20 protein-coding genes are annotated in these 23,203 nt (G+C 58.2%); 11 read left to right on the top strand and 9 right to left on the bottom strand.

The genetic code is table 11. From position 1 onward, the window contains the following. Nucleotides 1–3: 3 nt before the first annotated feature. Nucleotides 4–2,289, bottom strand: coding sequence for a DNA translocase FtsK (locus A3709_RS20250; RefSeq protein ID WP_066059340.1), 2,286 nt, complete (start codon nt 2,287–2,289; stop codon nt 4–6). A 248-nt stretch (nt 2,290–2,537) separates the two neighbouring features. Between A3709_RS20250 and trxB the strand changes: the two genes are divergently transcribed. The 4 genes from trxB to infA all read left to right on the top strand — a co-directional run bounded on the left by trxB (nt 2,538) and on the right by infA (nt 5,345). Then, nucleotides 2,538–3,485, top strand: a complete 948-nt coding sequence (gene trxB / locus A3709_RS20245) for a thioredoxin-disulfide reductase (RefSeq protein ID WP_066058992.1) — start codon at nt 2,538–2,540, stop codon at nt 3,483–3,485. A 53-nt stretch (nt 3,486–3,538) separates the two neighbouring features. Continuing rightward, the gene (aat, locus tag A3709_RS20240) at nt 3,539–4,288 is read left to right on the top strand and encodes a leucyl/phenylalanyl-tRNA--protein transferase (RefSeq protein WP_369795166.1); all 750 of its coding nucleotides are present in this window, start codon (nt 3,539–3,541) and stop codon (nt 4,286–4,288) included. Beyond that, a complete protein-coding gene (locus A3709_RS20235) occupies nt 4,285–4,995 on the top strand; it encodes an arginyltransferase (protein ID WP_066058988.1) in 711 nt (236 codons plus the stop codon). Before aat ends, A3709_RS20235 begins: the two co-directional genes overlap by 4 nt. A 131-nt stretch (nt 4,996–5,126) precedes the next feature. Continuing rightward, the gene (gene infA, locus A3709_RS20230) at nt 5,127–5,345 is read left to right on the top strand and encodes a translation initiation factor IF-1 (protein ID WP_027948202.1); all 219 of its coding nucleotides are present in this window, start codon (nt 5,127–5,129) and stop codon (nt 5,343–5,345) included. A 22-nt stretch (nt 5,346–5,367) separates the two neighbouring features. On the opposite strand, the gene clpA is transcribed toward infA, so the two are convergent. The 8 genes from clpA to icd form a co-directional block, all read right to left on the bottom strand. After that, a complete protein-coding gene (gene clpA / locus A3709_RS20225; protein WP_066058984.1) occupies nt 5,368–7,653 on the bottom strand; it encodes an ATP-dependent Clp protease ATP-binding subunit ClpA in 2,286 nt (761 codons plus the stop codon). A 17-nt stretch (nt 7,654–7,670) separates the two neighbouring features. Beyond that, nucleotides 7,671–7,994, bottom strand: a complete 324-nt coding sequence (gene clpS / locus A3709_RS20220; protein WP_066058981.1) for an ATP-dependent Clp protease adapter ClpS — start codon at nt 7,992–7,994, stop codon at nt 7,671–7,673. A 180-nt stretch (nt 7,995–8,174) separates the two neighbouring features. Continuing rightward, nucleotides 8,175–9,428 (bottom strand): cyanophycinase, encoded by a 1,254-nt coding sequence (locus A3709_RS20215; RefSeq protein WP_156507877.1) that lies wholly within the window; start codon nt 9,426–9,428, stop codon nt 8,175–8,177. A gap of 11 nt (nt 9,429–9,439) precedes the next feature. Then, entirely contained in the window at nt 9,440–12,235 is a 2,796-nt protein-coding gene (locus A3709_RS20210; RefSeq protein WP_066058976.1) for a TonB-dependent receptor, read from the bottom strand. A gap of 32 nt (nt 12,236–12,267) precedes the next feature. Next, nucleotides 12,268–13,410 carry a beta-aspartyl-peptidase gene (iadA, locus tag A3709_RS20205; protein ID WP_066058973.1) on the bottom strand — a complete coding sequence of 381 codons (1,143 nt, stop codon included), beginning with the start codon at nt 13,408–13,410 and terminating at the stop codon, nt 12,268–12,270. Between the two features lie 8 nt (nt 13,411–13,418). Further along, a complete protein-coding gene (gene yfcC, locus A3709_RS20200; protein ID WP_231871262.1) occupies nt 13,419–14,867 on the bottom strand; it encodes a putative basic amino acid antiporter YfcC in 1,449 nt (482 codons plus the stop codon). Next, entirely contained in the window at nt 14,860–15,759 is a 900-nt protein-coding gene (locus A3709_RS20195; RefSeq protein ID WP_066058970.1) for a MurR/RpiR family transcriptional regulator, read from the bottom strand. The genes yfcC and A3709_RS20195 overlap by 8 nt, the downstream gene beginning before the upstream one ends. A gap of 204 nt (nt 15,760–15,963) precedes the next feature. Then, nucleotides 15,964–17,217 carry an NADP-dependent isocitrate dehydrogenase gene (icd, locus tag A3709_RS20190; RefSeq protein WP_066058969.1) on the bottom strand — a complete coding sequence of 418 codons (1,254 nt, stop codon included), beginning with the start codon at nt 17,215–17,217 and terminating at the stop codon, nt 15,964–15,966. Nucleotides 17,218–17,345: 128 nt separating this feature from the next. On the opposite strand from icd, the gene A3709_RS20185 reads away from it, so the two are divergent. From A3709_RS20185 to A3709_RS20155, 7 genes are read left to right on the top strand one after another with little or no spacing between them, the layout of a single operon-like run. Further along, entirely contained in the window at nt 17,346–17,942 is a 597-nt protein-coding gene (locus A3709_RS20185; RefSeq protein WP_066059330.1) for a pseudouridine synthase, read from the top strand. Nucleotides 17,943–17,946: 4 nt separating this feature from the next. Beyond that, nucleotides 17,947–18,417, top strand: a complete 471-nt coding sequence (locus A3709_RS20180; RefSeq protein ID WP_066058966.1) for an NUDIX hydrolase — start codon at nt 17,947–17,949, stop codon at nt 18,415–18,417. A gap of 5 nt (nt 18,418–18,422) precedes the next feature. Further along, nucleotides 18,423–19,511: a tRNA 2-thiouridine(34) synthase MnmA gene (mnmA, locus tag A3709_RS20175; protein WP_066058963.1), complete on the top strand. Its 1,089-nt coding sequence runs from the start codon at nt 18,423–18,425 to the stop codon at nt 19,509–19,511. After that, nucleotides 19,508–20,149 carry a high frequency lysogenization protein HflD gene (gene hflD / locus A3709_RS20170; protein ID WP_066058960.1) on the top strand — a complete coding sequence of 214 codons (642 nt, stop codon included), beginning with the start codon at nt 19,508–19,510 and terminating at the stop codon, nt 20,147–20,149. Before mnmA ends, hflD begins: the two co-directional genes overlap by 4 nt. A 31-nt stretch (nt 20,150–20,180) precedes the next feature. Then, on the top strand, nt 20,181–21,551 hold the full coding sequence (gene purB / locus A3709_RS20165) for an adenylosuccinate lyase (protein WP_066058957.1): 1,371 nt from the start codon (nt 20,181–20,183) through the stop codon (nt 21,549–21,551). Continuing rightward, nucleotides 21,552–22,694: a cupin domain-containing protein gene (locus tag A3709_RS20160; protein ID WP_066058954.1), complete on the top strand. Its 1,143-nt coding sequence runs from the start codon at nt 21,552–21,554 to the stop codon at nt 22,692–22,694. Beyond that, complete coding sequence (locus A3709_RS20155; RefSeq protein WP_066058951.1) at nt 22,684–23,175, top strand: hypothetical protein; 492 nt, start codon at nt 22,684–22,686, stop codon at nt 23,173–23,175. The genes A3709_RS20160 and A3709_RS20155 overlap by 11 nt, the downstream gene beginning before the upstream one ends. Nucleotides 23,176–23,203: the final 28 nt, after the last annotated feature.

The raw sequence follows: 23,203 nt of genomic DNA, 5'->3' as shown, positions 1-23,203 counted from the left end.
GTCTTAGTCTTCTACTGGCGGCGGCGCGAGCACTTCGCGCTGACCATTGGTACCCATTTCACTCACGACACCCGCGGCCTCCATCGACTCAATCAGGCGTGCAGCGCGGTTATAGCCAATGCGCAGCTTGCGCTGAACGCTGGATATCGACGCGCGACGACTCTGGGTCACGTAGTGAACCGCCTCGTCGTAAAGCGCGTCACCCTCCTTATCTCCGTCTGACGAATTGGCCTGGAGTTCCCCGGCGGTGACCGGCGTCTGGCCACCCTCATCGAGCAGTCCATCGATATACAGCGGCTCGCCGCGCTTCTTCCAGTCCGCGACGACCCGGTGCACTTCTTCATCGGAACAGAATGCTCCGTGGACGCGATTGGGCACACCGGAACCCGGCGGCAGGTACAGCATGTCACCGTGACCCAGCAACTGCTCTGCCCCGCCCTGGTCGAGAATGGTGCGCGAATCCACTTTCGAGGACACCTGGAAAGCGATACGCGTGGGCACGTTAGCCTTAATCAGGCCGGTAATCACATCCACTGAGGGGCGTTGCGTGGCGAGAATCAAATGGATGCCGGCCGCCCTCGCCTTCTGGGCAATTCGCGCGATCAGTTCTTCAACTTTTTTGCCGACGATCATCATCATGTCGGCGAATTCATCAATCACCACCACAATCGAGGGCAGACGATCGAGGTTCGGCGGTGTTTGCTCTTCGTCGGTTTCGGCAAAAATGGGATCCGGCGTCCACAGCGGATCGGGGATTTCGGTGCCGGCTTTCTTGGCGTCATCTATTTTGCGGTTGTAGCCGCCGAGGTTGCGCACCCCAAGGGCCGCCATCAGCTTATAACGGCGCTCCATTTCAGCCACACACCACCGCAGACCATTGGCCGCATCTTTCATGTCGGTAATCACCGGTGTCAGCAGGTGTGGAATACCGTCATAAACCGAGAGTTCGAGCATCTTCGGGTCGACCAGAATCAGCCGTACGTCCTCGGGACCCGACTTGTACAGGAGGCTGAGCAGCATGGCATTGACGCCCACAGATTTACCCGAACCGGTGGTGCCCGCCACCAGCAGGTGCGGCATCTTGGCCAGGTCGGCACAGACCGGTTGCCCGGAAATATCATGCCCCAGCGCCAGGGTGAGCGGCGATTTGGACTGATCAAAGGCCTTGGAAGACAGCACCTCGCGGAAATTCACAACCTCGCGGTCTTCGTTGGGGATTTCAATACCCACCACGGACTTGCCGGGAATCACTTCCACTACCCGCACTGATATAACCGCCAGCGAACGCGCCAGGTCCTTGGCCAGATTGGAGATGCGCGACACCTTTACGCCGGGTGCCGGCTGGATTTCAAAGCGTGTAATCACTGGCCCAGGGTATACCGCCGTCACCTCTGCGGTGACACCGAAATCGGCGAGCTTGAGTTCGAGCAGCTTCGACAGTGCCTCCAGCGCCTCTTTGGAATAGCCCTTATTCGGGTCTTTGATCTCTGCGTCCAGCAGTTCCAGGTGCGGCAATTCGCCGGTGGCAGGCGCATCAAACAGGGGTTGCTGCTTTTCCTTCTCAAGTCGTTCGGACTTTTCGGCCTTGGGCTTGAGCGGCTTGATCTTGGGCGGTTTGCGCTTTTTCTCTTTTTCGACGTGCTCTTCAATGACGACCTTGCGCGCTTCCACGGCCTTGTCCCGCTCGCGCTTGTCGCGAATCCCGTCGTAGGTTTTGGTGACCGACGCGCGGCTTTTCTCAAAACCGGCAATCGCCCAGGAGCCGAGCTTGTCCATCAGCTTGAGCCAGCTGAGGTCGGTGAATATGGTCATGCCGAATAACAGCACTGCCAGTAGAATCAGCCGGCTGCCAACCGCACTGAACGCGACGGTAAAAGATCCGCCAATGGCCTGCCCGAGAATACCGCCGGCGCCCTGCGGCAAGGACGACTGCCCGGTATCGTTCATGGCTGCCAGGGCTGTGCCCGCAATCATGACCAATACTAGCCCCAGGGTGCGAATGCCGAACGTGACCCAGTCGAAACCATGGGGATTATTGCGCTCCAGCAGCAGGATTAGCGCGCGATAAGCCAGCAGAATGGGAAACAGGTAAGCCGCATAGCCAACCAGGGAGAAAAACACGTCTGCCAGCCACGCGCCAGTGGGGCCGCCAAGATTGGAGATAGCGCCGCCGTTGCCACTGGCTGACCAGCCGGGATCAGTGCCGCTGTAAGTTGCGAGTGCCAGCAACAGATACAGGCACACGGCGCTCACGCCAATAAAAGCCCCTTCGCGCAGTCTTGGCCCCATAAAGGTCTCGCTGTCGGTGGATTCTGCCACGTAATTATTGTCCCTGGTACCTGTGCCCACGCTTTTCTATGAAGCGTTGCTATAAATGCTATAGCGACAACTAATTGTCGCTCAATTATTCATTTAATTCAAAGGCTTATGTTTATCTTTTAGAATTCTCCGAGCCTTTGCCCGACGCCTGCCTTTAAATTACCATAGTCCGCCCCCATTTCGGAAACCAACACAACCTCAATCCAGGACCAGCAGTAATGAGCGAAGCCAGACATATTCCCCTGATCATCCTTGGCAGTGGCCCCGCCGGCTATACCGCCGCAGTCTACGCCGCCCGCGCAAACCTCAATCCCGTCGTGATTACCGGTATGCAGCAAGGTGGCCAGCTGACCACCACCACCGAGGTAGAGAACTGGCCCGGTGGCCACGCGCACCTGCAGGGCCCCGAACTGATGCAGAACATGCAGGAGCATGTTGAGCGCTTTGACACGGAAATCGTGTTCGACCATATCGACGAGGTCGACCTGGAAGCGCGCCCCATGGTGCTCAAGGGCACCTCCAGCTATACCTGTGACGCAATGATCATCGCCACCGGCGCCTCCGCCCAGTATCTGGGCCTGCCCAGCGAAGAAGCTTTTATGGGGAAAGGCGTATCCGCCTGTGCCACCTGTGACGGTTTCTTTTACCGCGGCAAAAACGTTGCAGTGATTGGCGGTGGCAACACCGCTGTAGAGGAAGCGCTGTACCTGGCCAATATCGCCGAGCACGTCACCCTGGTTCACCGCCGCGACGCCCTGCGCTCCGAGAAAGTGCTGCAGGACCGCCTGTTCGCCAAGGAGAAAGAAGGCAAGGTCACCATTATGTGGGACCATACTCTCGATGAAGTCCTCGGTGACGATTCCGGCGTAACCGGCATGCGTATCAAGTCAGTGAAAGACGACAGCACCCAGGACATCGACCTGGCGGGCGTGTTCATAGCCATTGGCCACAAGCCCAACACGGACATGTTCGTCAACCAACTTGACATGAAAGACGGCTACATCGTCATCAAGAGCGGTCTGGATGGCAACGCCACCAGCACCAGCGTGCGGGGTGTCTTTGCCGCAGGCGACGTCGGCGATCACGTTTATCGCCAGGCCGTCACCTCTGCGGGCTTCGGCTGCATGGCGGCGCTGGATGCCGAGAAGTATCTCGACAACCTCTAACAGCCTGTGTTTCGTCAAAAAGGGCCGCCTCTGCGGCCCTTTTTTGTGACTTCATGCCCCGCAAAGTCACGGGCGCGTATAATGCGTGTATGCGCGCTATCAGCCAACTTGCCGACAACGAGCCTTTCCCGCCCACGGGCGAGGCCCTGGATTACCCCAACGGTCTGCTCGCAGTGGGCGGTGATCTGTCGCCCATGCGGCTGCTGGAAGCCTACCGGCACGGTATATTCCCATGGTACGAAGAACCCCAGCCGGTGCTGTGGTGGACGCCAGATCCCCGCTCTGTATTGCTGCCCGGGCAACTGCACATCTCGCGCTCGCTGCGCAAAACCCTACGTCGCAATCGGTTCCGGCTGTCGGTCGACCTGCACTTTGAATCAGTGATGCGCCACTGTGCGCAGCTGCGCGGCGACGGCCTGGGCACCTGGATAGGCGACAATATGCTGGCGGCCTACTCCGACCTGCACCACATCGGCCACGCCCACTCTGTCGAGGTATATAACCCCGCCGGTGAACTGGTGGGGGGCCTCTATGGTATTGCCATCGGCAGGGCGTATTTTGGCGAGTCCATGTTCAGTCTGGAGGCGGACGCTTCCAAAGTTGCCCTGGTGGGGTTGGTCAACATTCTGACACGGGGCGGCTTTGAATTGATTGACTGCCAGGTAGAGAGCGAACACCTGAACAGTCTCGGGGCATTCAATATGCCCAGACTGGACTTCGAACAGCGGCTTAGGGACACTATAGACGTCGCCCATGATCCGGAGATCTGGCGCCTACCGGCAACTTGTGGAGAATTGTTGTGACGTCTTCCCTGCGGGACCTGAAGGTCTACACGACCTACCCCCACAGCTGTAGCTACCTGGAGGAACAGGAGGCTACGACGTTGTTCGTAGACCCGCGCCAGGAGATCGATCAAGGTCTTTACAGCAACCTGTCGGTACTGGGGTTCAGGCGCAGCGGCAATCACCTGTACCGTCCTCACTGCTCCAGCTGCGATGCCTGTATTCCCGCGCGCATTCCCGTGAAGCGTTTCAAGCCCAACCGGAACCAGAAGCGGGCCCTGAAACGCAATACCGACCTGGAAGTGGAAGTCACCAGCGATATCCGCGATCACTCAGCCTTCGGGCTTTACCAGCGCTACATCGAACAGCGTCACGCCGACGGCGATATGTATCCGCCCGATCGCGAACAGTATCAGTCATTTCTCGACAATGCCTGGGAATGCACACGCTACTACCGCTTTTACCACGGCGGCCAACTCACAGCGATCTCGGTCGTGGACGAGTTACTGGATGGCTTATCGGCCATTTACACGTTCTTCGACCCCGACCTGGTCGACCGCAGCCTGGGGCGCTATGCGATTCTGTGGCAGATAGAGCGCACCCGGGAACTCGGCCTGGACTACCTCTACCTGGGCTACTGGATCAAGAATTGCCGCAAGATGAGCTACAAGTCGGAGTATCGCCCTCTGGAGCTCTATCTCAACGGCCGCTGGAGCCTGCTTACCTGAGGCAGGCCACGGGTTCGCACCCGCGCGCCCTATCACGATTCCCGGAAACAATTTCACGCTTTTTGCGGTGGCGCATTGCCTGGCTTTGAGGCAAAATGCGCCCCTTATTTTCATCCGAGGAATACTGCCGCATGGCGAAAGAAGACCAGATTGAAATGGAAGGCGAGGTGATCGACACCCTTCCCAACACCACGTTCCGGGTCCAACTGGAAAATGGTCACGTGGTAACCGCACACATCTCCGGCAAAATGCGCAAGAACTACATCCGCATTCTCACCGGCGACAAGGTTCGCGTAGAACTGACGCCCTATGACCTGACCAAAGGCCGCATTACCTACCGCGAGCGTTAATCAGGTCGCTGACTGAGGCATGTCAACTCTCAGCCAGCTCCACCTCTTCCTCTTCTACCAGAACATCCAGCTTATCGTTCGCCTTATTCAGGCGGACGAGCGCAGTGCCGCCTGACTGAGCGAGTTCGCCAAACAGGACCAGCTCCGCCAGGGGCTTCTTGATATGTTCCTGGATAATGCGGGCCATGGGACGCGCGCCCATATTCCGGTCGTAGCCTTTTTCGACCAGCCACAAACGCGCATCTTCATCGACATCGATAGTCACGCGTTTCTCATCCAGCTGGCCCTGCAGTTCGGTGAGGAATTTATCCACCACCGTGAGAATCACCGCTTCATCGAGAGGCTCGAACTGGACAATGGAGTCCAGGCGGTTGCGGAATTCGGGGGTAAACATCCGGTTGATCGCCTCGAGGCCATCCGTGCTGTGATCCTGCTGGGTGAAACCAATAGTACGGCGGCTGATATTCTCTGCGCCGGCATTGGTGGTCATAATCAGGATAACGTTGCGGAAATCCGCTTTGCGACCGTTATTGTCGGTCAGCGAACCGTGGTCCATCACCTGCAACAGCAGATTGAACACTTCCGGGTGTGCTTTTTCGATCTCATCAAGCAGCACTACCGCGTGAGGATTCTTGGTGACGGCGTCAGTTAACAGCCCGCCCTGGTCGAAACCCACATAGCCGGGAGGCGCACCGATCAGCCGCGACACAGTGTGGCGCTCCATATACTCGGACATATCGAAGCGGATTAACTCCAGACCCAGCTGCATTGCCAGCTGGCGCGTCACCTCGGTTTTGCCCACACCGGTGGGACCGGCCAGCAGGAAAGAACCGATTGGCTTGTCCGCAGCCTTGAGCCCGGCCCGGGCGAGTTTGATCGAAGTGGCCAGGCTGGAGATCGCCTGATCCTGACCGAACACTACCATCTGCAGATTCTTCTCCAGTTTATGCAGTACTTCCTTGTCGTCAGACGACACGGTTTTGGGAGGAATACGGGCAATCTTGGCAATCACTGACTCAATGTCGCCCACGCCGATCACTTTCTTGCGTTTGGAAGCGCTTTGCAGTTGCTGATAGGCCCCCGCCTCGTCTATTACATCGATGGCTTTGTCCGGCAGAAAACGGTCGGTAATATAGCGATCTGAGAGTTCAGTGGCGACCTTCAGTGCCTTGTCGGTGTAGCGCAGCCCGTGGTGCTCCTCAAACCGGGACTTGAGTCCCTTGAGAATCTTGTAGGCGTCTTCGACAGAGGGCTCCATGACGTCGACTTTCTGGAAGCGACGGCTCAGGGCTTTGTCCTTGTCGAAAATGCCGCGGTACTCCTGGAAGGTGGTTGAGCCCACACAGCGCAACTTGCCGGAAGTCAGCAGCGGCTTAAGCAGATTCGAGGCATCCATCACCCCACCAGAAGCGGCGCCAGCGCCGATAATCGTGTGTACTTCATCGATGAACAGAATCGCGTGATCGCGTTTTTTCAGCTCCGCAAGCAAACCCTTGAAGCGCTTCTCAAAATCGCCGCGGTACTTGGTGCCCGCCAGCAGTGAGCCCAGATCCAGGGAATAGACCACCGCATCTTTCAAAGTCTCCGGCACCTCACCGTCGACAATCTTCTTGGCCAAACCCTCGATAATCGCGGTCTTGCCCACGCCCGACTCCCCCACCAACAGCGGGTTGTTCTTGCGCCGCCGGGCCAGAATCTGGGCCACTCGTTCCACTTCCGGTGCGCGCCCGATCAGAGGGTCGATGTGTCCTTCGGCCGCTTCCTTGTTGAGGTTGGTGGCAAAGCTGTCCAGGGGGTTGCTGTCCGCCTCTTCGCCGATGGCCTCTTCGCCACCGGTGGAATGTTCAGCCTCCGAGGAATCACCCTCGCCCTCGACCTTGGAAATACCGTGGGTGATGTAGTTGACCACATCCAGGCGCGCCACGTTCTGGGTTTTCAGGAAGAACACGGCCTGGCTTTCAGATTCACTGAAGATCGCCACCAGCACATTGGCCCCGGTGACCTCACTCTTACCGGATGACTGCACATGGAAAACGGCGCGCTGCAGGACGCGCTGGAAGCCGAGCGTTGGCTGCGTGTCGCGGTCTTCCTCGTCCTCTGGAATCAGCGGTGTAGTTGCATCGACAAACTCTACCAGGTCGCCGCGCAGCCCACCGATATCGGCGCCACAGGCCTTTAACACCCGGATGGCGTCGTTGTTGTCCAGCAACGCCAGCAATAAATGCTCTACGGTCATGAACTCGTGCCGCTTGGACCGCGCACTGCGGAAAGCGTCATTCAGTGACTGTTCCAGGTCATTACTCAGCATATATCTCTCCCGGGTTCCTAACCTTCAGATGCTTCGATCTCGCACAACAGGGGGTGTTCATTTTCCCTGGCGTACTGATTCACCTGCGCCGCCTTGGTCTCGGCAATGTCGCGGGTGAAAATACCGCATACCCCTTTTCCCTGGGTATGCACAGTGAGCATTACGTGTGTGGCCTGTTCGCGGTTCATCCTGAAGAAGGTCTCCAGGACTTCCACGACAAATTCCATCGGCGTGTAATCGTCATTAATCAGGACAACTTTGAACAGCGGCGGGCGCTTAAGTTCCGGTTTACTCTCTTCGAGCGCGAGACCGCCGTCGGAATCGTGCTGCTCCTCACCCATGCGTATGGCCGTGTTGTTCCGAATGTACTCCAAGATACTGCTCACTACTGTTGTTGCGTTTTCAACTACTGGATATGGATACAATACTCGCCTTTTCAAGGGGTAGCAATGAGACTCAGTGTAGCTGGATGGGAGGGAAAGTGAGGCCTCAAAAAGACCTCACTGGAGCGTTCAAATCGGTCAATCGGTGGGCGCGGTCACCTGAATGCGGTCAATACTGAAGTCGACCGCGGTAATAGTGTATCTGCTGGCACCGGCTACCCTGCCCCAGTAACCTGCGCTCTGAGCCGTCTGGCGAAATACGTAGACCAACGCCTGGCCCCGAGCATCGATGCTCCAGCGGCGCAGTTCCTGTGCGGCCCGGTTATCCAGCAAATCGTTGCCTAACATTTGTTCAAGTGTCTGATTGGGGAATGCCATACCACCGCCTGCGCGCAGGCTGTGACCAAAATATTCCTCCCCGACTGTCGGGTCACCGACAATCGTCAGCGGCTTCCCGGTTGCCAAGTCGAACGTACTCCCAGCGGGATACAGGCTCAACTGCAGGGTGCGGGCCAACTGCGGCCCCGGCCAGTGATAACGGGCGTTGCCCGCGTCGAGCACGGTAATGCTACCGCTGCCCACCACCAAGGCGCGGCCGCTGGCAAGCTCAACCACCATCGCCGTATCTTCATCGACACCATACCCCCATGCTGCGTCCGCGAGATCCAGGGCGCGGACCAGGCGCCCCAGACGCGCCTTGCGATCAAAGTGTTGATCGACCAATCCCTGGCTGAGAAAACCAAGACCGGCCGTCATACTGAGGTGGCCGCTTTCCTGCTCCTCTATGGCTTCATAATCCACCGGGCCCGGCTCGATCAGTGCGGTAAAGCTATCGCCACCGGTAATCATGCGCTCGCTCATAATGGCGGCGCCGGCAGAGGTTCCTCCCACCACAGCGCCGGCCTGCAAGCGCTGATGAATTAAGCTCAATAGAGGCGACAATTGTCCGCTCTCGCTGCGCAGCAATGAGACAATGCGCATCTGGTCACCGCCGGTAAACCAGAACCCGGCAGCGTCGCGCACCAGCGCAACCCGCTGCTCGTCCCAGGCGTGCTCCTGCCATCGACTCTCGTCCACATCCTCTGTAGTGGAGTCATCGCGCAGGGCCACGGGAAACACCGTCAGCCGGTCGGCGCTCACGCCAAAGGCTGTGAGACTGTCTGCAACGTCGCGAGCCGAGCGCGAAGGCTGTCCACTGGCGGCGGGCACAATGACAACCGGGCCATTGGCCGGCAGCGCGCGGATAAACGCGCCAAACACATCAGCGTTATCCGCCCTGACGGCACCACCGGCGATGACCAACGTCCCTTTGTTGGCATTAGCCTCTGCCGGTGCAGCCGCCACAGGCAAACTGCACAGCAGGAGAACCCACATTGATAGCAATGTTTTCACGCGGCTACCCCTCAGAACACGTAGGTGTAGCGCAAGGTAACATAGCGACCCAGGGAGTCATGATTGATGTAATCCACGTTCGAGCTAAGGCCGAGCACCTCTGGCGGTTCTTCATCGAACATATTGCGCACGGTTAACTGCAGATAGTTATGTTCGTTCACATCGTAGTACAGGTTGAGGTCAAACACGGTCCATGAATCCACATCCACAGTGGCGTCTGCGGGAAGACCGACGGCCTCCAGCGTGCGATTGGAGGGATCATCCTTGTAACCATCGGTGTAGCGCAAGCCCAGTGACCCGCCCCAACGATCCATGCTGTAGCGCACCTTGGCATTCGCCAGCCACTCCGGGTAGCGGAAATCACCCACCTCATCGATGACGGGCGAGGCTTCAGAGGCGCGGCGCTCGTACTCGAGCAGGTAGGTTGCGTCGGCAATCAGGGTCAAGACACCCGGTCCTACATCCAGCGACTGGGTGTATGTAAGGTCCACGCCACGAACATCTTCATAGCCCAGGTTGGTCAGCTCAAAGTGCGCATCGATAACAAAGTCACCCTCGACTTCCAGACCCGCGGTACCGGTGGGTAGCTCACCCTCGCCAACAACGGGGAACTCACCGCCAAGGGCTCTGCGGATAAAGTCGTCCTCGTCGATACCAATAACATCGTCGTAGCTGATATCCCAGTAGTCGACAGTGATATCAATGCTATCCGTGGGAGTCCACACGAAGCCTGCCCCCCAGGTATCGGCCGTCTCGGGCTTCAGGTTGTCATTGGCGACCTCTTCAGAGAGCAGGTTCTCACCATCGGCGCTGGCATCACCTCCGCAGGCTGCGGGTGTTTCAGCACAATCTACGGTAAATGAACTCAGCAGCGTACCTGCACCGACCTGCGCAAGCGAGGGCGCGCGATACGAGGTGGAGTAGTTGCTGCGCAGGATCAGGCTGTCAACAGGCTGCCAACGCAGTGCCACTTTGGGGTTAAAGTCGTCACCGAAGCTATCGTAGTCGTCGTAGCGACCCGCCAACGTCAGATCGAGGTTGTCTGTGAGGGGAATGTAGAATTCCGCAAACAGGGCCCATTGATCACGCTCCGCATCCGCAGAGGTGGAACTGAACCCGAGTATGGGTTCGGGGTTGCCGGTAGTCGCCAATGCAATCCCCGCGGGAACGTCTTTCACTTCTTCATGGCGCCACTCTGCGCCGAAGGCGCCCTGCACTTCGCGACCATTGAAATCGAACAGCGGCCCAGAGGTCACCAGATCGATGGCGTACATTTCTGACTCACCGCTGCGCTCTGCCTCGGTCCGAATGAACTCGTCGATACCCTCAGCCTGACTGGTCTGGCCACCAAAGGGGTTGTACCACAGGGTGGTTTTGCCGATGTCTTCGCAGGTGTCGCCAACAAAGGAAGCGCTCGGCCGTGCGGGGTTTACATCCCAACGATTCACGCGAGTACCATCCGCACAGAGATTGCCCAAGCTGGCGTCGTAGAAAGCTTCAGACACAAACAGACCACTACTGCCCTTTTGCTCGGATTCGTTAGAGCCGTAGGTCAGCGCAGACTCAAGATTCCAACCGGAGTCAAAATCCATTTCTATGCCGGATACAATCCGATAGGTTTCCGATTCCACACTGACAGCACGGGGCTCGGGGAACTTGCCCCAGCCATAAATCGGGAAACCGTAGAAGTCGGTCCAGTCTTCCAGCCCTTCGAAGCTGCCCTCTTCTACCATGTCATCGATCAGCGCCTGGGGCCACAGAGGGCTCTCAGGGTCAAATGGTGCGCGCGAGAAGTTGGCCGGCGAACTGGTGCCGTCAGATTCGGTGCTCTGATAAAGCACTTCGTTAAACCAGGTTGTCGAATCGTTGATATTGAACTGGTAGGTGAATACGCCGCCCACGCTTTCGTAGTTGTCCATCACCGAGGTAAACGCATTGGTATTCACCTCACAGAACTCACCAAAATTGCCGAAACCGAAATCATCGGCAGCACAGCCGCCATCCTGGGGTTCTTCGGTCTGGTCGTAGAACATCCAGAACAGGTCGTTAAATGAGGGGTGGAAGCCCTGCTGGCTGGGCCTTAATGATTCCGCACCCACATCGCGGTCACGATCGTACATGGCATTGCGCTTGTAGTAGTCAACAATACCCATAAAGCGATGCTGCTCATTCCCACCGCCAAACACCATATTTAGGTTGTAGCGGCCCTCGTCAGTGCTCTCGGTGGAATCTCCGTAAGAACCGGAAATCTCGAAGCCCTCATAGTCTTCACGCAGCACGTAGTTGACGACGCCTGCTACCGCATCTGCGCCGTAGGTCGCGGACGCGCCGCTGGGAAGAATCTCGACACGCTCGATAGCCGATCCGGGAATCGAGTTCACGTCAATAAAGGATGCCTGGCCATTGGCAAATGCACTCACCGATGAGCGGCGCCCGTTGATCAGGGTGAGTGTAGAACCGGTTCCAAGACCACGCAGTGACACAGCAGAGGCGCCAACAGGTGTATCCCCTGACAGCGCGCCTGCGGTAGATGTTGTAAATGTTCCCGTGCCGCCACCGGTAATGGTCAGATCCTGCATTAACTCGCCGATGCGCTGTGCGCCAGACTCCAGAATATCCTCACGCGTCAGTTGCACCGCCTGAGTGCCGCCTTTCAAGTCCAGGCCCTTGATATGGGTTCCGGTAACCAGCACCTCCTCCACGGCTTCCTCCGCCCAGGAGGCAGGGTTCTGGATTAGTAATGCAACAGCACTTGCACAGGCAAGGCTGAGTGGACGCCGTTTATAGAAATCGAAAGCGCGTTTCATGAATGTGTGTCCTCAGAGAAGTGTGGTGTTTTTTAAAAAGAATCAGGTGTCTGCAGCCAACGGCCATTAGCCATCACGCCAGCCAGGGAGCGGCCGGATGTGTCGAGCAGCAATAAATCGGCGAAGCCGCCGGCGACGAGCGCACCGCGATCAGTCAGCCCCAGCGCAGCGGCAGGGTTTGCGGTCAACGCAGGCAGGAGTGCAGAAAAAAGTGACTGACCGTCGTTAAAGGTCTGTAGCGCCAGCTCCAGCAATACCCCCGGCGACGCCGCCTTTGAGCCAAGCAGCTGGTCGCCTTCGTAGTGCGGCAGTGAACCCCCTGCGTCCGATGACACCGTCAGCCGGTCTAGCGGTACGCCCTGCTCCAACGCCTGCGACAGCGTCTCCAGGACAGACACCTCGCCGGCCTCAATAAACTCGGGAATGGTTGATGCAGTCAGGTCGATCCAACCACCTGCAACCGCGTGGCGAAAACTCTCCTCGAGTAACGCCTGGCTGCGGTTGCAATGGGTAGGATAAAAACTGTGGGCAGCGAGATCACTGTTCTCCAGCGCAGCTCGCATCACCTGCAGTCGCCCCGGGCCATCGCCCAGGTGCAACATAACCGTGCCACCCTTGCCGCTGATGGTGCCACCTAGGCGGGTATCCGCCGCCAGTCGGCGCAGTTCCGCAACAGACGGCTGTGAACCTCGATGATCGGCGATGGCCACCTCGCCTACACCAATCACAGGTTCAATCAGTACCAGATCTCGAACCACATCACCGGTCAGTGTCACTGCGGGCAAGCGGTAAGAACCACTGTACATGAACGCCGCCAGCCCCTTGGCGCGCAGCTCCATGACCTTGCCAAAAAGTACGTCGAGCGAGCGCGTCACCGCATCGGTGCCCAGGGCACCGATAGGCGTGGTAATACCGGCGGCGATAAAACTCTCGGCGTCGATTTCCCTGGTCCGATTCCCGTAGCCTCCTTCACCTCCGCCACCGGCGGGGTGCGTCAGGGCATCTACAAAACCAGGCCATACCGTCCGACCGCCCGCATCAATCACGTCCACTGGAGAACCTGACAGCTCGATACGTTCGGCGATTTCGACAATACGCTCGCGTGCGATAAGGATGTCCCGCCGCCCAAGGGCTTCGGGAGTGTAAAGTTCTGCATCGCGAATCAGCGTGAGCATGAAAATTCCTATTGATATCCGAAGAGCACGGCGCCGATGACACTGACGCTGGCGGGTAACAGCAGCCATCCGTAGAGTCGCGCAACCGCGCGGACCCAGTCGAGCCAGTCGAGTTTGGCGGCACCGAGGCAGCCCATGAGTGCCGCAGAAGTAGGCACCAGCATATTGGTCAGACCATCGCCAAGCTGGAAAGCCAGCACGGCCACCTGGCGCTCAATACCGAGCAAGTCCGCCATAGGCGCCATTAACGGCATGGTCAGCGCCGCCTGGCCGGAGCCTGAGGTCACGAAAAAGTTGAACACACTCTGACCGAGCAGCATGAACCAGGCTGCGAGCCAGTCGGGCAGCCCTGCCAGCGCAACGCTGCCAGCGTGCAGCAGGGTGTTGAGAATACTGGGAGTCGCAGGATCATCGCCCCCCATGAGATAGACAATACCGCGGGCAAAGCCGACAACCAGGGCGGCCGGCAGCAAATCTGCAGCACCTTTACGAAACGCTGCCATCGCGCTATTGGCCGTCATGCCATCGAGCCTGAACACCACCGCAATAACCCCACTGGCAACACCTAATATGGCGAACTGGGTCGCAATTTCCGGCAGGTAGTAGCCCTGGGCGATAACCCCCCAACTGACCCACACCACGGTCCCGAGTAGCGCCAGCAGTACCAGGCGATCGCCCAGGGAGAGTGTTGGCGCGGTCTGCTCATCTGCACCAGCGGCCTGCGGCGCCACGCGATGAGCACCGGCATAGCGCAGGCAAAACGCCAGCCCCAGCCCTGTGAACAGACACCAGATACCCATGCGCAGCGGCATACCACTCAACAGCGGCACATCGGCAATGCCCTGGGCGATCGCCACGCTAAACGGGTTCATCCAGGATGTCGCGAAACCGATCTGGGTCGCCACGTAGGTCACCAGCACGACGGATACCCGGTCGTAGCCCATGCTCAGCATTACAGGCAGCAACATCAGCACGAAGGGAATTACTTCCTCACCCATACCGAAGACAGCGCCACTCAGGGAAAAAATCACGAACAGGACGGCGATGAATGCCCCGCCAGTCAGTCGTTGACCGGCGATGATTCGCCCCAAACCGCGGTGGATTGCACCTGAAGCCATCACCACACCAAAACTGCCGCCGGTGATGAGAATAAACGCCATGATACCCACGGCGCCGCCCATACGACTGCCTGAAACCAGCCCTTCGTATAGTGCGTTGAACAGGCCCGGTCGATCATCGGTGCTGAATAGACTCGCCCCGCCCGCCTCGGGCACACGGCGGAAACTGTCGGGGTCAATAACCTCGCGGATGCTGTCGCCGACGGCGACTTCGCGAACATCGAACACCCCGGGATCGATTAACAGTGATAGTACGAACACCAGCAGCGCGACGGCGCCGATCACCAGATAGGTGTCTGGCATTCGGGTGGGCAAGGTAGTCACAGGCTGATCAGTCACGGCTCCCCCGCATACCCTCTTCAGCAAGGATCTCGTTAATGCGGCCGATCACCTCCATGCTCTGGTCCTGTTGCGCGGACGCGACTTTGACCGCCAGGGCATTGAGCACGACATCGACGGAAGCGGTGGTATTGGTAAAGGTCATGCCATCACAAGCCACTAATAAGGGCGCGCTGGCAAATGCCGCCGCAGGTGCAGTGGCGCGATCCGTGATCACGACGGTTTGCAGCTCACGCGCCCTCGCCTCCTGCAATACCTCGATGGTTTCCTGGGAATACGGAGGGAAAGACATACCCAGCACCACATCCCCAGGGCGCAATACCACCAGCTGCTCACGCGGTGATGTGAAGCGGGCGTCCAGTGCGGTGCTGCGCACGCCGTGCTCCGTAAATAAATAGGACGCAAGCCCCGCCAGATGCGCCGAGATGCCCAGCCCGAATGTGAAGACGTGATCGGCATCGGCGAGGATCGCAGCTGCCGCGTCAAAGTCGCGGCGATCGATGCGCTGGAGTGTCCGCTCGATGTTCTGAATTTCCAGCCTCGACATCGCCGCCAGAACATCCTTGCCCAGGTCGAGATCAGCGTGGCCTCGCGAAGGTGCTGCGCCGTCATTGATGTCATCGCGCAACATCTCGACGAGGGCCATTTTCAGCTGGGCGTAGCCGTCGTATCCGATGCGTTGGCTTAATCTGACGACGGTCGCCTCAGAGGTGCCGGTGCGCTCCGCGACCTCCATGACGGAGAGAAACGGAATTTCCTGCAAGTGGTTAAGCAAAAAATCAGCAACGACCTGCTGCTGCCGCGAGAGCGTGGCTGCAGACGCCAGCAGCTTGTCCCGCGCCGATGTGCCCGCATTCCCTATAGCGCTTGTTTTTGCGTCGTTATTTTTCATGGGTTAATCCTATTTGAAAGTTTAATTTCATGTAAAGAGCTGACGTGAAATTTTTACTCCACCGCCAATACAATTGTGAAAGAATATTTTTGCCTATAATATTCAATTACTTAGGTGGTCATTCGAAAGTATATTCTGCGAATGTAATGCCATCCCAGACAAAAAAAACCCGGGCAATGCCCGGGTTTTTTACACTCCTATGCCCTACATAGCACCGACGATCGCCTCGCCAAATTCCGAGCAACTCACCAGGGTCGCCCCTTCCATCAAACGCTCGAAATCATAAGTGACCGTGCGCGCCTGAATGGCACCGTTCATACCCTTGATGATCAGGTCGGCGGCTTCATTCCACCCCATATGTCTCAGCATCATCTCCGCCGACAGGATCAAGGAACCCGGATTGACCTTGTCCTGCCCCGCATACTTGGGCGCTGTCCCATGGGTGGCCTCAAACAGCGCCACGTTATCGGACAAATTAGCCCCCGGTGCAATACCAATCCCGCCTACCTGAGCTGCCAGGGCATCTGACAGGTAGTCACCATTGAGATTCAGTGTAGCGACGACGCTGTAATCCTTTGGCCGGGTAAGTACCTGCTGCAGCATGGCATCTGCGATCACGTCCTTAATGACAATCTCTCCGCCCGTATTGGGATTAATGATGCTCACCCAGGGCCCACCATCGAGCAATTCGCCGCCGAATTCCTCCTGCGCCAATTCGTACCCCCAGTCGCGGAACGCGCCTTCGGTGAATTTCATAATGTTGCCTTTGTGGACGAGCGTAACCGACGGCAAATCCTGGTTGATGGCATACTGAATCGCCTTGCGCACCAGGCGCTTGGTGCCCTCTTCCGATACTGGCTTGATACCAATGCCCACGTTGTGCGGGAACCGAATCTTGGTGGCACCCATTTCATTGATAATGAAGTCCACAACCTCCTGTGCCTCGGCGGTTCCGGCGGCGTATTCGATACCGGCGTAAATATCCTCAGAGTTCTCGCGGAAGATGACCATATTGCACGCACCGGGGTCGCGCACCGGCGAGGGAACTCCCTCAAACCAACGCACCGGGCGCAAACAGGTGTAAAGATCGAGCTCCTGACGCAAAGCCACATTCAGGGAGCGGAAACCGCCCCCCACCGGCGTGGTCAGCGGGCCTTTAATCGCCACGGAGTAGGCCTTGATGGCCTCCAGCGTCTCCTCAGGAAACCAGTCCCCCTCGTACAACTCCGCCGCTTTTTCACCGGTGTAGATTTCCATCCAGGAAATCTGGCGGGCCCCGCCGTAGGCCTTGGTAACCGCGGCATTCACCACATCGATCATGACTGGGCTGATATCAACCCCAATACCGTCGCCCTCAATATAGGGAATAATGGGATTGTCCGGAACATTCAGGCTGTTATCGTCGTTCACGGTGATCTTAGCGCCGCTATCGGGCACCTTAATATGCACATAGCCCATGGGATTTCTCCTGCAATGTGTTGAATAACAGCGGCGCAGGCGCACCGCCGGGGGACGCTCAAAGTTTAGCAGTTCTGCCCAAATTGGCCCTTGCCCCGCTTCTTTTTTTAGTCGACCATCTCACCGCCATGGCCAAAGTCATTCTGTTCAACAAACCCTTTCGGGTACTCAGTCAATTCAGCGATACCGAGGGGCGTGAAACCCTGGCTGATTACCTCTCTGCGCCCGGTTATCGCGCTGCCGGCCGTCTGGATTACGACTCGGAAGGCCTGTTATTGCTGACCGACAACGGCAGCTTGCAACAGCAGATCGCCAACCCCAAACACAAACAGTGGAAGACCTACCTGGTTCAGGTGGAAGGCGAAATAAGCGACGACGCCCTGACAGCCCTCAGCGAAGGCGTTGCGCTGAAGGATGGGCCGAGCCTGCCCGCTCGCGCGCGGCGTATTCGCAGCCCTGATATCTGGCCCCGCCACCCGCCCGTACGCGAACGTAAATCCGTGGCTGACAGTTGGCTGGAGCTGGCGATCCGCGAGGGACGCAATCGCCAGGTACGCCGCATGACAGCGGCAGTGGGCTTTCCCACTCTGAGACTGATCCGGCGCCAGATTGGCGACTGGGACCTCGCAGGTCTGGCACCCGGCGAATTTCGTACCATAGACGTACACGTTGCCCAATCGACCAAACCGCGAAGACCGCGCCCCCCATCTCGCAGGAGACGCTAATACCATGTCCGACGATCATAGCTGGCCGCCACATGTCACCGTTGCCACCGTTGTTGAACAGGACGGCCGCTTTTTGATGGTCGAGGAGCAGGACGATCTGGCGGGCGGCCTGGTCTTCAACCAGCCTGCGGGGCACGTCGACCCCGGTGAAAAACTGCTGGCTGCCGCGCTGCGTGAGACGCTGGAGGAAACCGGCTGGGAAGTGGAGCTTACCAGTGTGATCGGGGTTTCGTTTGCGACCGCGCCCAATGGCATTACCTACTACCGTACGAGCTTTGCGGCTCGCCCTGTCAGGGCTCTTGAAAATGCAGTGATCGACCCCGATATACACCGTGTGCACTGGCTGAGCTACGAGGAATTACTCGCCAATTCTGCTAGAATGCGCAGCCCTCTGGTACTGCCCACCATAGAGCGGTATCGCAAGGGCCACCTCTATCCCTTGGATTTTGTGTACATCGATGAACCTCAGGTTTGATAAGCATGAACCACGCCACTAAAGTGATCGTCGGCATGTCCGGCGGCGTCGACTCGTCTGTCTCTGCTCTGCTACTCAAAGAGCAGGGCTATGACGTGGAAGGCCTGTTCATGAAGAACTGGGACGAAGATGACGGCACCGAGTACTGCACCGCCAAAGAGGACTTTGCCGACGCCCAGGCCGTCGCTGACAAGCTGGGCATTAAATTGCACGGCGCCAACTTCGCGGCTGAATACTGGGACAACGTGTTTGAACACTTCCTGGAAGAATACCGCGCCGGCAGAACACCCAACCCCGATATCCTGTGTAACCGGGAAATCAAGTTCAAGGCATTTCTCGATTACGCGCTAATGCTCGGCGCTGACAAAATCGCGACCGGCCACTACACCCGGCGCGGCGATGTCGACGGCAAGGCAGCGCTGCTCAAAGGCCTCGATGGCAACAAGGACCAGAGTTATTTTCTCCATGCCGTCGGCCATGAGGAGCTGGCTCGCACGCTGTTCCCTGTGGGCGAAATCGAAAAGCCCGAAGTTCGGGCACTGGCCGAGAAATACGAGCTCGCCACGGCCCGCAAGAAAGATTCAACCGGCATCTGCTTTATCGGCGAACGCCGTTTCAAGGACTTCCTGCAGCAGTACCTGCCCGCGCAGCCCGGCGATATATACAGCCTGGACGGCGAGCATCTGGGCTGCCACCAGGGCCTGATGTATCACACGATCGGCCAGCGCCAGGGGCTCGGCATTGGCGGCCTGGCCAATCACTCGGACGCCCCCTGGTACGTGGTCGATAAAGATCTCGAGCAGAATCGCCTGCTCGTCGCGCAGGGCAACGATCACCCTGCACTGTTCAAATCTTCTCTGACAACCGGCGATATCTATTGGGTCGCCGGCACACCGCCAGCCCTGCCCCTGCACTGTCACGCCAAGGTCCGCTACCGTCAGTCTGACCAGGCCTGCACCTTGTCCCGAGACGGCGCAGGCTATCGCATCGACTTTGACGAGCCACAGCGCGCCGTCACCCCGGGCCAGTCGGTAGTGTTGTACGACGATAACATCTGCCTCGGCGGCGGCGTCATCGAGCGAACATTCGTATGAGTAAATCGCTCACCGGAATTGAAAAGCAGGCACTAGCCCTCGCCGGTGTTGCTCAGGTTGCCCGCATGGTCGACCAGGTGTCGAAAACCGGCACCTACCCCATTGAATTCCTCGAGTCGTCAATCCACAGCCTGTTCGAATTCGACGCATCTGACATCGCCGGCGTCTACGGTGGTGTGGCCGGCGTTAAGCTCGGTCTGAACAACTTGAGCGCGTTGCTCGCCAATCGCGACGCCAACGAACATCGCGATGTCGTGCGCTATGTCTTTGGCATGCTATATCTGGAAAGGCAGTTCTCCTCCAGGCAGGAGATGATGTCGGTGGTGCGCAGCCGTCTCGAACATACCCAGTTCAAGGCCGAGCACTTTACCGGCCATGTAGGCGAGGTTTGCCACAGTGTTTCCGGCATTTATCAAGACACCCTGAGCAAGCTAAAGTTTCGCATAAAAGTGACTGGCAGCGCCCAGCACCTGCAGGATGATGCCAACGCCGATATTATTCGCGCCTTGCTACTGGCCGGCATTCGTTCTGCCTACCTGTGGCGGCAAATGGGCGGCCATCGCTGGAAGCTGTTATTTCAGCGTCGCAAGCTACTGGAAGCCAGCCAGCAGCTATCACGTGGCATAAGCCTGGTGTAGAATTCGCACCCCATTATCTTTGGAGCCCCTCATGGAATTATCAGCCCTGACTGCAGTGTCGCCCGTCGATGGTCGCTACGGCAGTAAAACCGCCGCTTTACGCGATGTTTTCAGCGAGTACGGCCTGATCAAGCGCCGGGTGCTGGTTGAAGTTCGTTGGTTGCAGTGCCTGGCCGCGCATCCGGGGATTCCAGAGGTACCCACACTTTCAGGTGCCGCCAACGCGCTGCTTGATAGTATTGTCGACGAATTTGCCGAGTTGGACGCCCGCCGCATCAAGGACATCGAAGCGACCACGAACCACGATGTCAAAGCCGTTGAATACTTCATCAAGGCACGCTTTGCCGGCAACGAGGAGCTGGAAGCCGTCTCTGAGTTCGTGCACTTTGCCTGTACCTCTGAGGATATTAACAACCTGTCCCACGCCTTGATGCTGCGCGACGGTGTCGACGCTGTGCTGGTGCCGGAAATGAACAACATTGTCAGCGCGCTGACCGCGCTGGCCACCGAGGCTGCCGCCGTACCCATGCTGTCACGCACCCACGGCCAGACTGCCAGCCCCTCTACCATGGGCAAGGAAGTGGCCAACGTGGTGGCACGTCTGCGTCGACAGCTCAAGCTGATTGGCGAAGTGGAATACCTAGGCAAGATCAACGGCGCCGTAGGCAACTACAATGCGCATTTGTCCGCCTATCCCGAGGTGGACTGGCAGGCCAACGCCGACGCCTTTGTCACCTCCCTGGGCCTGAGCTGGAACCCCTACACCACCCAGATCGAACCACACGACTACATGGCGGAGCTGTTCGACGCCATCGCGCGCTTCAACACGATCCTGATCGACTTTGACCGCGATGTGTGGGGCTATATCTCAATGGGCTATTTCAAGCAGAAGGCCGTCGCCGGTGAGGTGGGCTCCTCGACCATGCCGCACAAGGTCAACCCAATCGATTTCGAAAATTCCGAGGGCAACCTGGGGCTGGCCAATGCCGTGTTTGGTCACCTTGCGGCAAAACTGCCGATCAGCCGCTGGCAGCGCGACCTGACCGACTCCACCGTATTGCGCAATATGGGTGTCGGCGCAGGCTACTCACTCATTGCCTATCAGGCCTCAATGAAAGGCATCGGCAAGCTGCAGCTTAACGAGCAGCAACTCGCTGAAGATCTCGACAACAGCTGGGAAGTACTCGCTGAGCCGATCCAGACGGTGATGCGCCGCTACGGCATCGAGCAGCCCTACGAAAAATTGAAGGAACTGACCCGCGGCCAGGATATGAGCAAGGCAGTCATTCAGGACTTTGTCAGCAAGCTGGATATCCCCGACACAGCCAAGCAGGAATTGCTTGCACTGACGCCTGCCAGCTACATTGGCAACGCTATCAGCCAGGCGCAGGCCATCGAATAAATGTCGATGACAGCGGGTGCAGCGATGAATCTCGACACGGACGATTTCCTGGCCCGCTACTGGCAACAACAGCCACTGCTGATACGCCAGGCAGTGGCAAATTTTGTCCCCCCTGTTTCCAGCGACGAACTCGCCGGCTTGGCGCTTGAAGAGTCCGTCGAGTCGCGTATCATTGAATCTGTCGGCGGCAACTGGCAACTCTTTCACGGCCCCTTCTCCGAGAGCGACTACACGCGACCTAATCCATGGACCCTGCTGGTCCAGGCCGTGGATCACTATGTTCTTGAGGTCGCGCAACTGCGCAAGCTGGTCGATTTCATACCGGGCTGGCGAGTCGATGATGTCATGGTCAGTTATGCGGTAGACGGCGGCAGTGTCGGCCCCCACTACGATAACTACGACGTTTTCCTTTTGCAGGGCGAAGGCAGGCGCCGCTGGCAGATCGGCCAGCATTGCGATGCCAACACTCCGAGACTCCCACAGGACGACCTGCATATTCTGTGCGATTTTGACGTGCAGGCGGAGTACGTGTTGGAGCCTGGGGATATGCTCTATGTGCCCCCCGGCGTCGCGCACTGGGGGATTGCCGAAGGTGAATGCACCACCTTCTCTATTGGTTTTCGTGCCCCGCGTATCGACGATCTGGTGGCTCGATTTGCCGATGCGCTCCTTGCGACCCATGCACAGGGTGAGGCGTTTTTCCGCGACAGCAACCTGGAAGCTGCCGCGCGCCCCGGCGAGATCCGTGTCCAGGATATTGCCCGCATGCGCGCCCAGTTGCGGGCGGCGCTGGACCAGGCGGTCGACGAGCGCTGGTTCGGTGAACTGGTGACAGAACCCCGCTACGATGCCATGCCGGCAGAGGACGAACTGGCCGAATCGCTTCACACACTGCATGCCGGTGCAACCGCGCTGTTTCTCGCCCCCGAGAGCAAGCTGGCCTGGCAGGCAACCGACAACGGAATCGATGTGTTCGCTAATGGCGCCAGTCGATCGTTTAGCGCGGGCATTCTCGAACTGATCACAACCGTGTGTGGCGAATGGGAATTACGAGACGTCATGTTTGCCAGCGCCCGGGACAATGCTGAGCAATGCGAACTGCTATGCTATCTGCTCGCAACCGGCTGTGCCTATGTCGAGTGATGATTCATTTATCAGCGGTGTGGCTTATCCTCAACCGTTTGCCGAGCTTGCCATCGAACTGGCTGAAAGCGCTTCCCGATATCTCCATATACTTAGCCCTGCTCTGGATCACGATGCCTTTGGTAGCAACGCCCTGGAGAGCGCTATCAGCGGCCTGGCGCGCAGCAGTCAGCAGACCCAGGTACGCATACTCATCAAAGACAGTCGCGCTATGGTCAGTCGCGGCCACCCGCTGCTGGTGCTGGCGCGGCGCATGCCCAGCTCGGTGAGCATTCGCAAGCTGACCGACCACCCGGACTGGCACGGCCAGACCCTGGTGATACGCGATCGGGACGGGGTGTTATTCAAACCTGGTGAAGCCAACAAAGACGGCTTTTACGAACCGGATTCAAGGGCCTCGACCGAGCGTCACTACGAGTTGTTTCAGGAGCTCTGGCGTTTCAGCGAAGAAGACCCAAACCTGCGAACACTGTCGCTGTAGATACAAAAAAGGCGCCCGAAGGCGCCTT

The organism is Halioglobus sp. HI00S01, assembly GCF_001635445.1.
GTDB lineage: Bacteria > Pseudomonadota > Gammaproteobacteria > Pseudomonadales > Halieaceae > Halioglobus > Halioglobus japonicus.
The sequence above is the reverse complement of the archived record's forward strand: the minus strand, read 5'-3'. Positions and strand labels throughout refer to the sequence as shown.

What these genes read in the sequence shown, in the direction of transcription:
- icd (WP_066058969.1), bottom strand. Translation starts at nt 17,217, where the DNA reads ATGGGCTATGTGCATATTAAGGTGCCCGATAGCGGCGCTAAGATCACC.
- hflD (WP_066058960.1), top strand. Translation starts at nt 19,508, where the DNA reads ATGAGTAAATCGCTCACCGGAATTGAAAAGCAGGCACTAGCCCTCGCC.
- A3709_RS20185 (WP_066059330.1), top strand. Translation starts at nt 17,346, where the DNA reads ATGGCCAAAGTCATTCTGTTCAACAAACCCTTTCGGGTACTCAGTCAA.
- infA (WP_027948202.1), top strand. Translation starts at nt 5,127, where the DNA reads ATGGCGAAAGAAGACCAGATTGAAATGGAAGGCGAGGTGATCGACACC.
- purB (WP_066058957.1), top strand. Translation starts at nt 20,181, where the DNA reads ATGGAATTATCAGCCCTGACTGCAGTGTCGCCCGTCGATGGTCGCTAC.
- clpA (WP_066058984.1), bottom strand. Translation starts at nt 7,653, where the DNA reads ATGCTGAGTAATGACCTGGAACAGTCACTGAATGACGCTTTCCGCAGT.
- A3709_RS20180 (WP_066058966.1), top strand. Translation starts at nt 17,947, where the DNA reads ATGTCCGACGATCATAGCTGGCCGCCACATGTCACCGTTGCCACCGTT.
- mnmA (WP_066058963.1), top strand. Translation starts at nt 18,423, where the DNA reads ATGAACCACGCCACTAAAGTGATCGTCGGCATGTCCGGCGGCGTCGAC.
- iadA (WP_066058973.1), bottom strand. Translation starts at nt 13,410, where the DNA reads ATGCTCACGCTGATTCGCGATGCAGAACTTTACACTCCCGAAGCCCTT.
- clpS (WP_066058981.1), bottom strand. Translation starts at nt 7,994, where the DNA reads ATGGGTGAGGAGCAGCACGATTCCGACGGCGGTCTCGCGCTCGAAGAG.
- A3709_RS20195 (WP_066058970.1), bottom strand. Translation starts at nt 15,759, where the DNA reads ATGAAAAATAACGACGCAAAAACAAGCGCTATAGGGAATGCGGGCACA.
- aat (WP_369795166.1), top strand. Translation starts at nt 3,539, where the DNA reads ATGCCCCGCAAAGTCACGGGCGCGTATAATGCGTGTATGCGCGCTATC.
- A3709_RS20250 (WP_066059340.1), bottom strand. Translation starts at nt 2,289, where the DNA reads ATGGGGCCAAGACTGCGCGAAGGGGCTTTTATTGGCGTGAGCGCCGTG.
- A3709_RS20160 (WP_066058954.1), top strand. Translation starts at nt 21,552, where the DNA reads ATGTCGATGACAGCGGGTGCAGCGATGAATCTCGACACGGACGATTTC.
- trxB (WP_066058992.1), top strand. Translation starts at nt 2,538, where the DNA reads ATGAGCGAAGCCAGACATATTCCCCTGATCATCCTTGGCAGTGGCCCC.
- A3709_RS20210 (WP_066058976.1), bottom strand. Translation starts at nt 12,235, where the DNA reads ATGAAACGCGCTTTCGATTTCTATAAACGGCGTCCACTCAGCCTTGCC.
- A3709_RS20155 (WP_066058951.1), top strand. Translation starts at nt 22,684, where the DNA reads ATGTCGAGTGATGATTCATTTATCAGCGGTGTGGCTTATCCTCAACCG.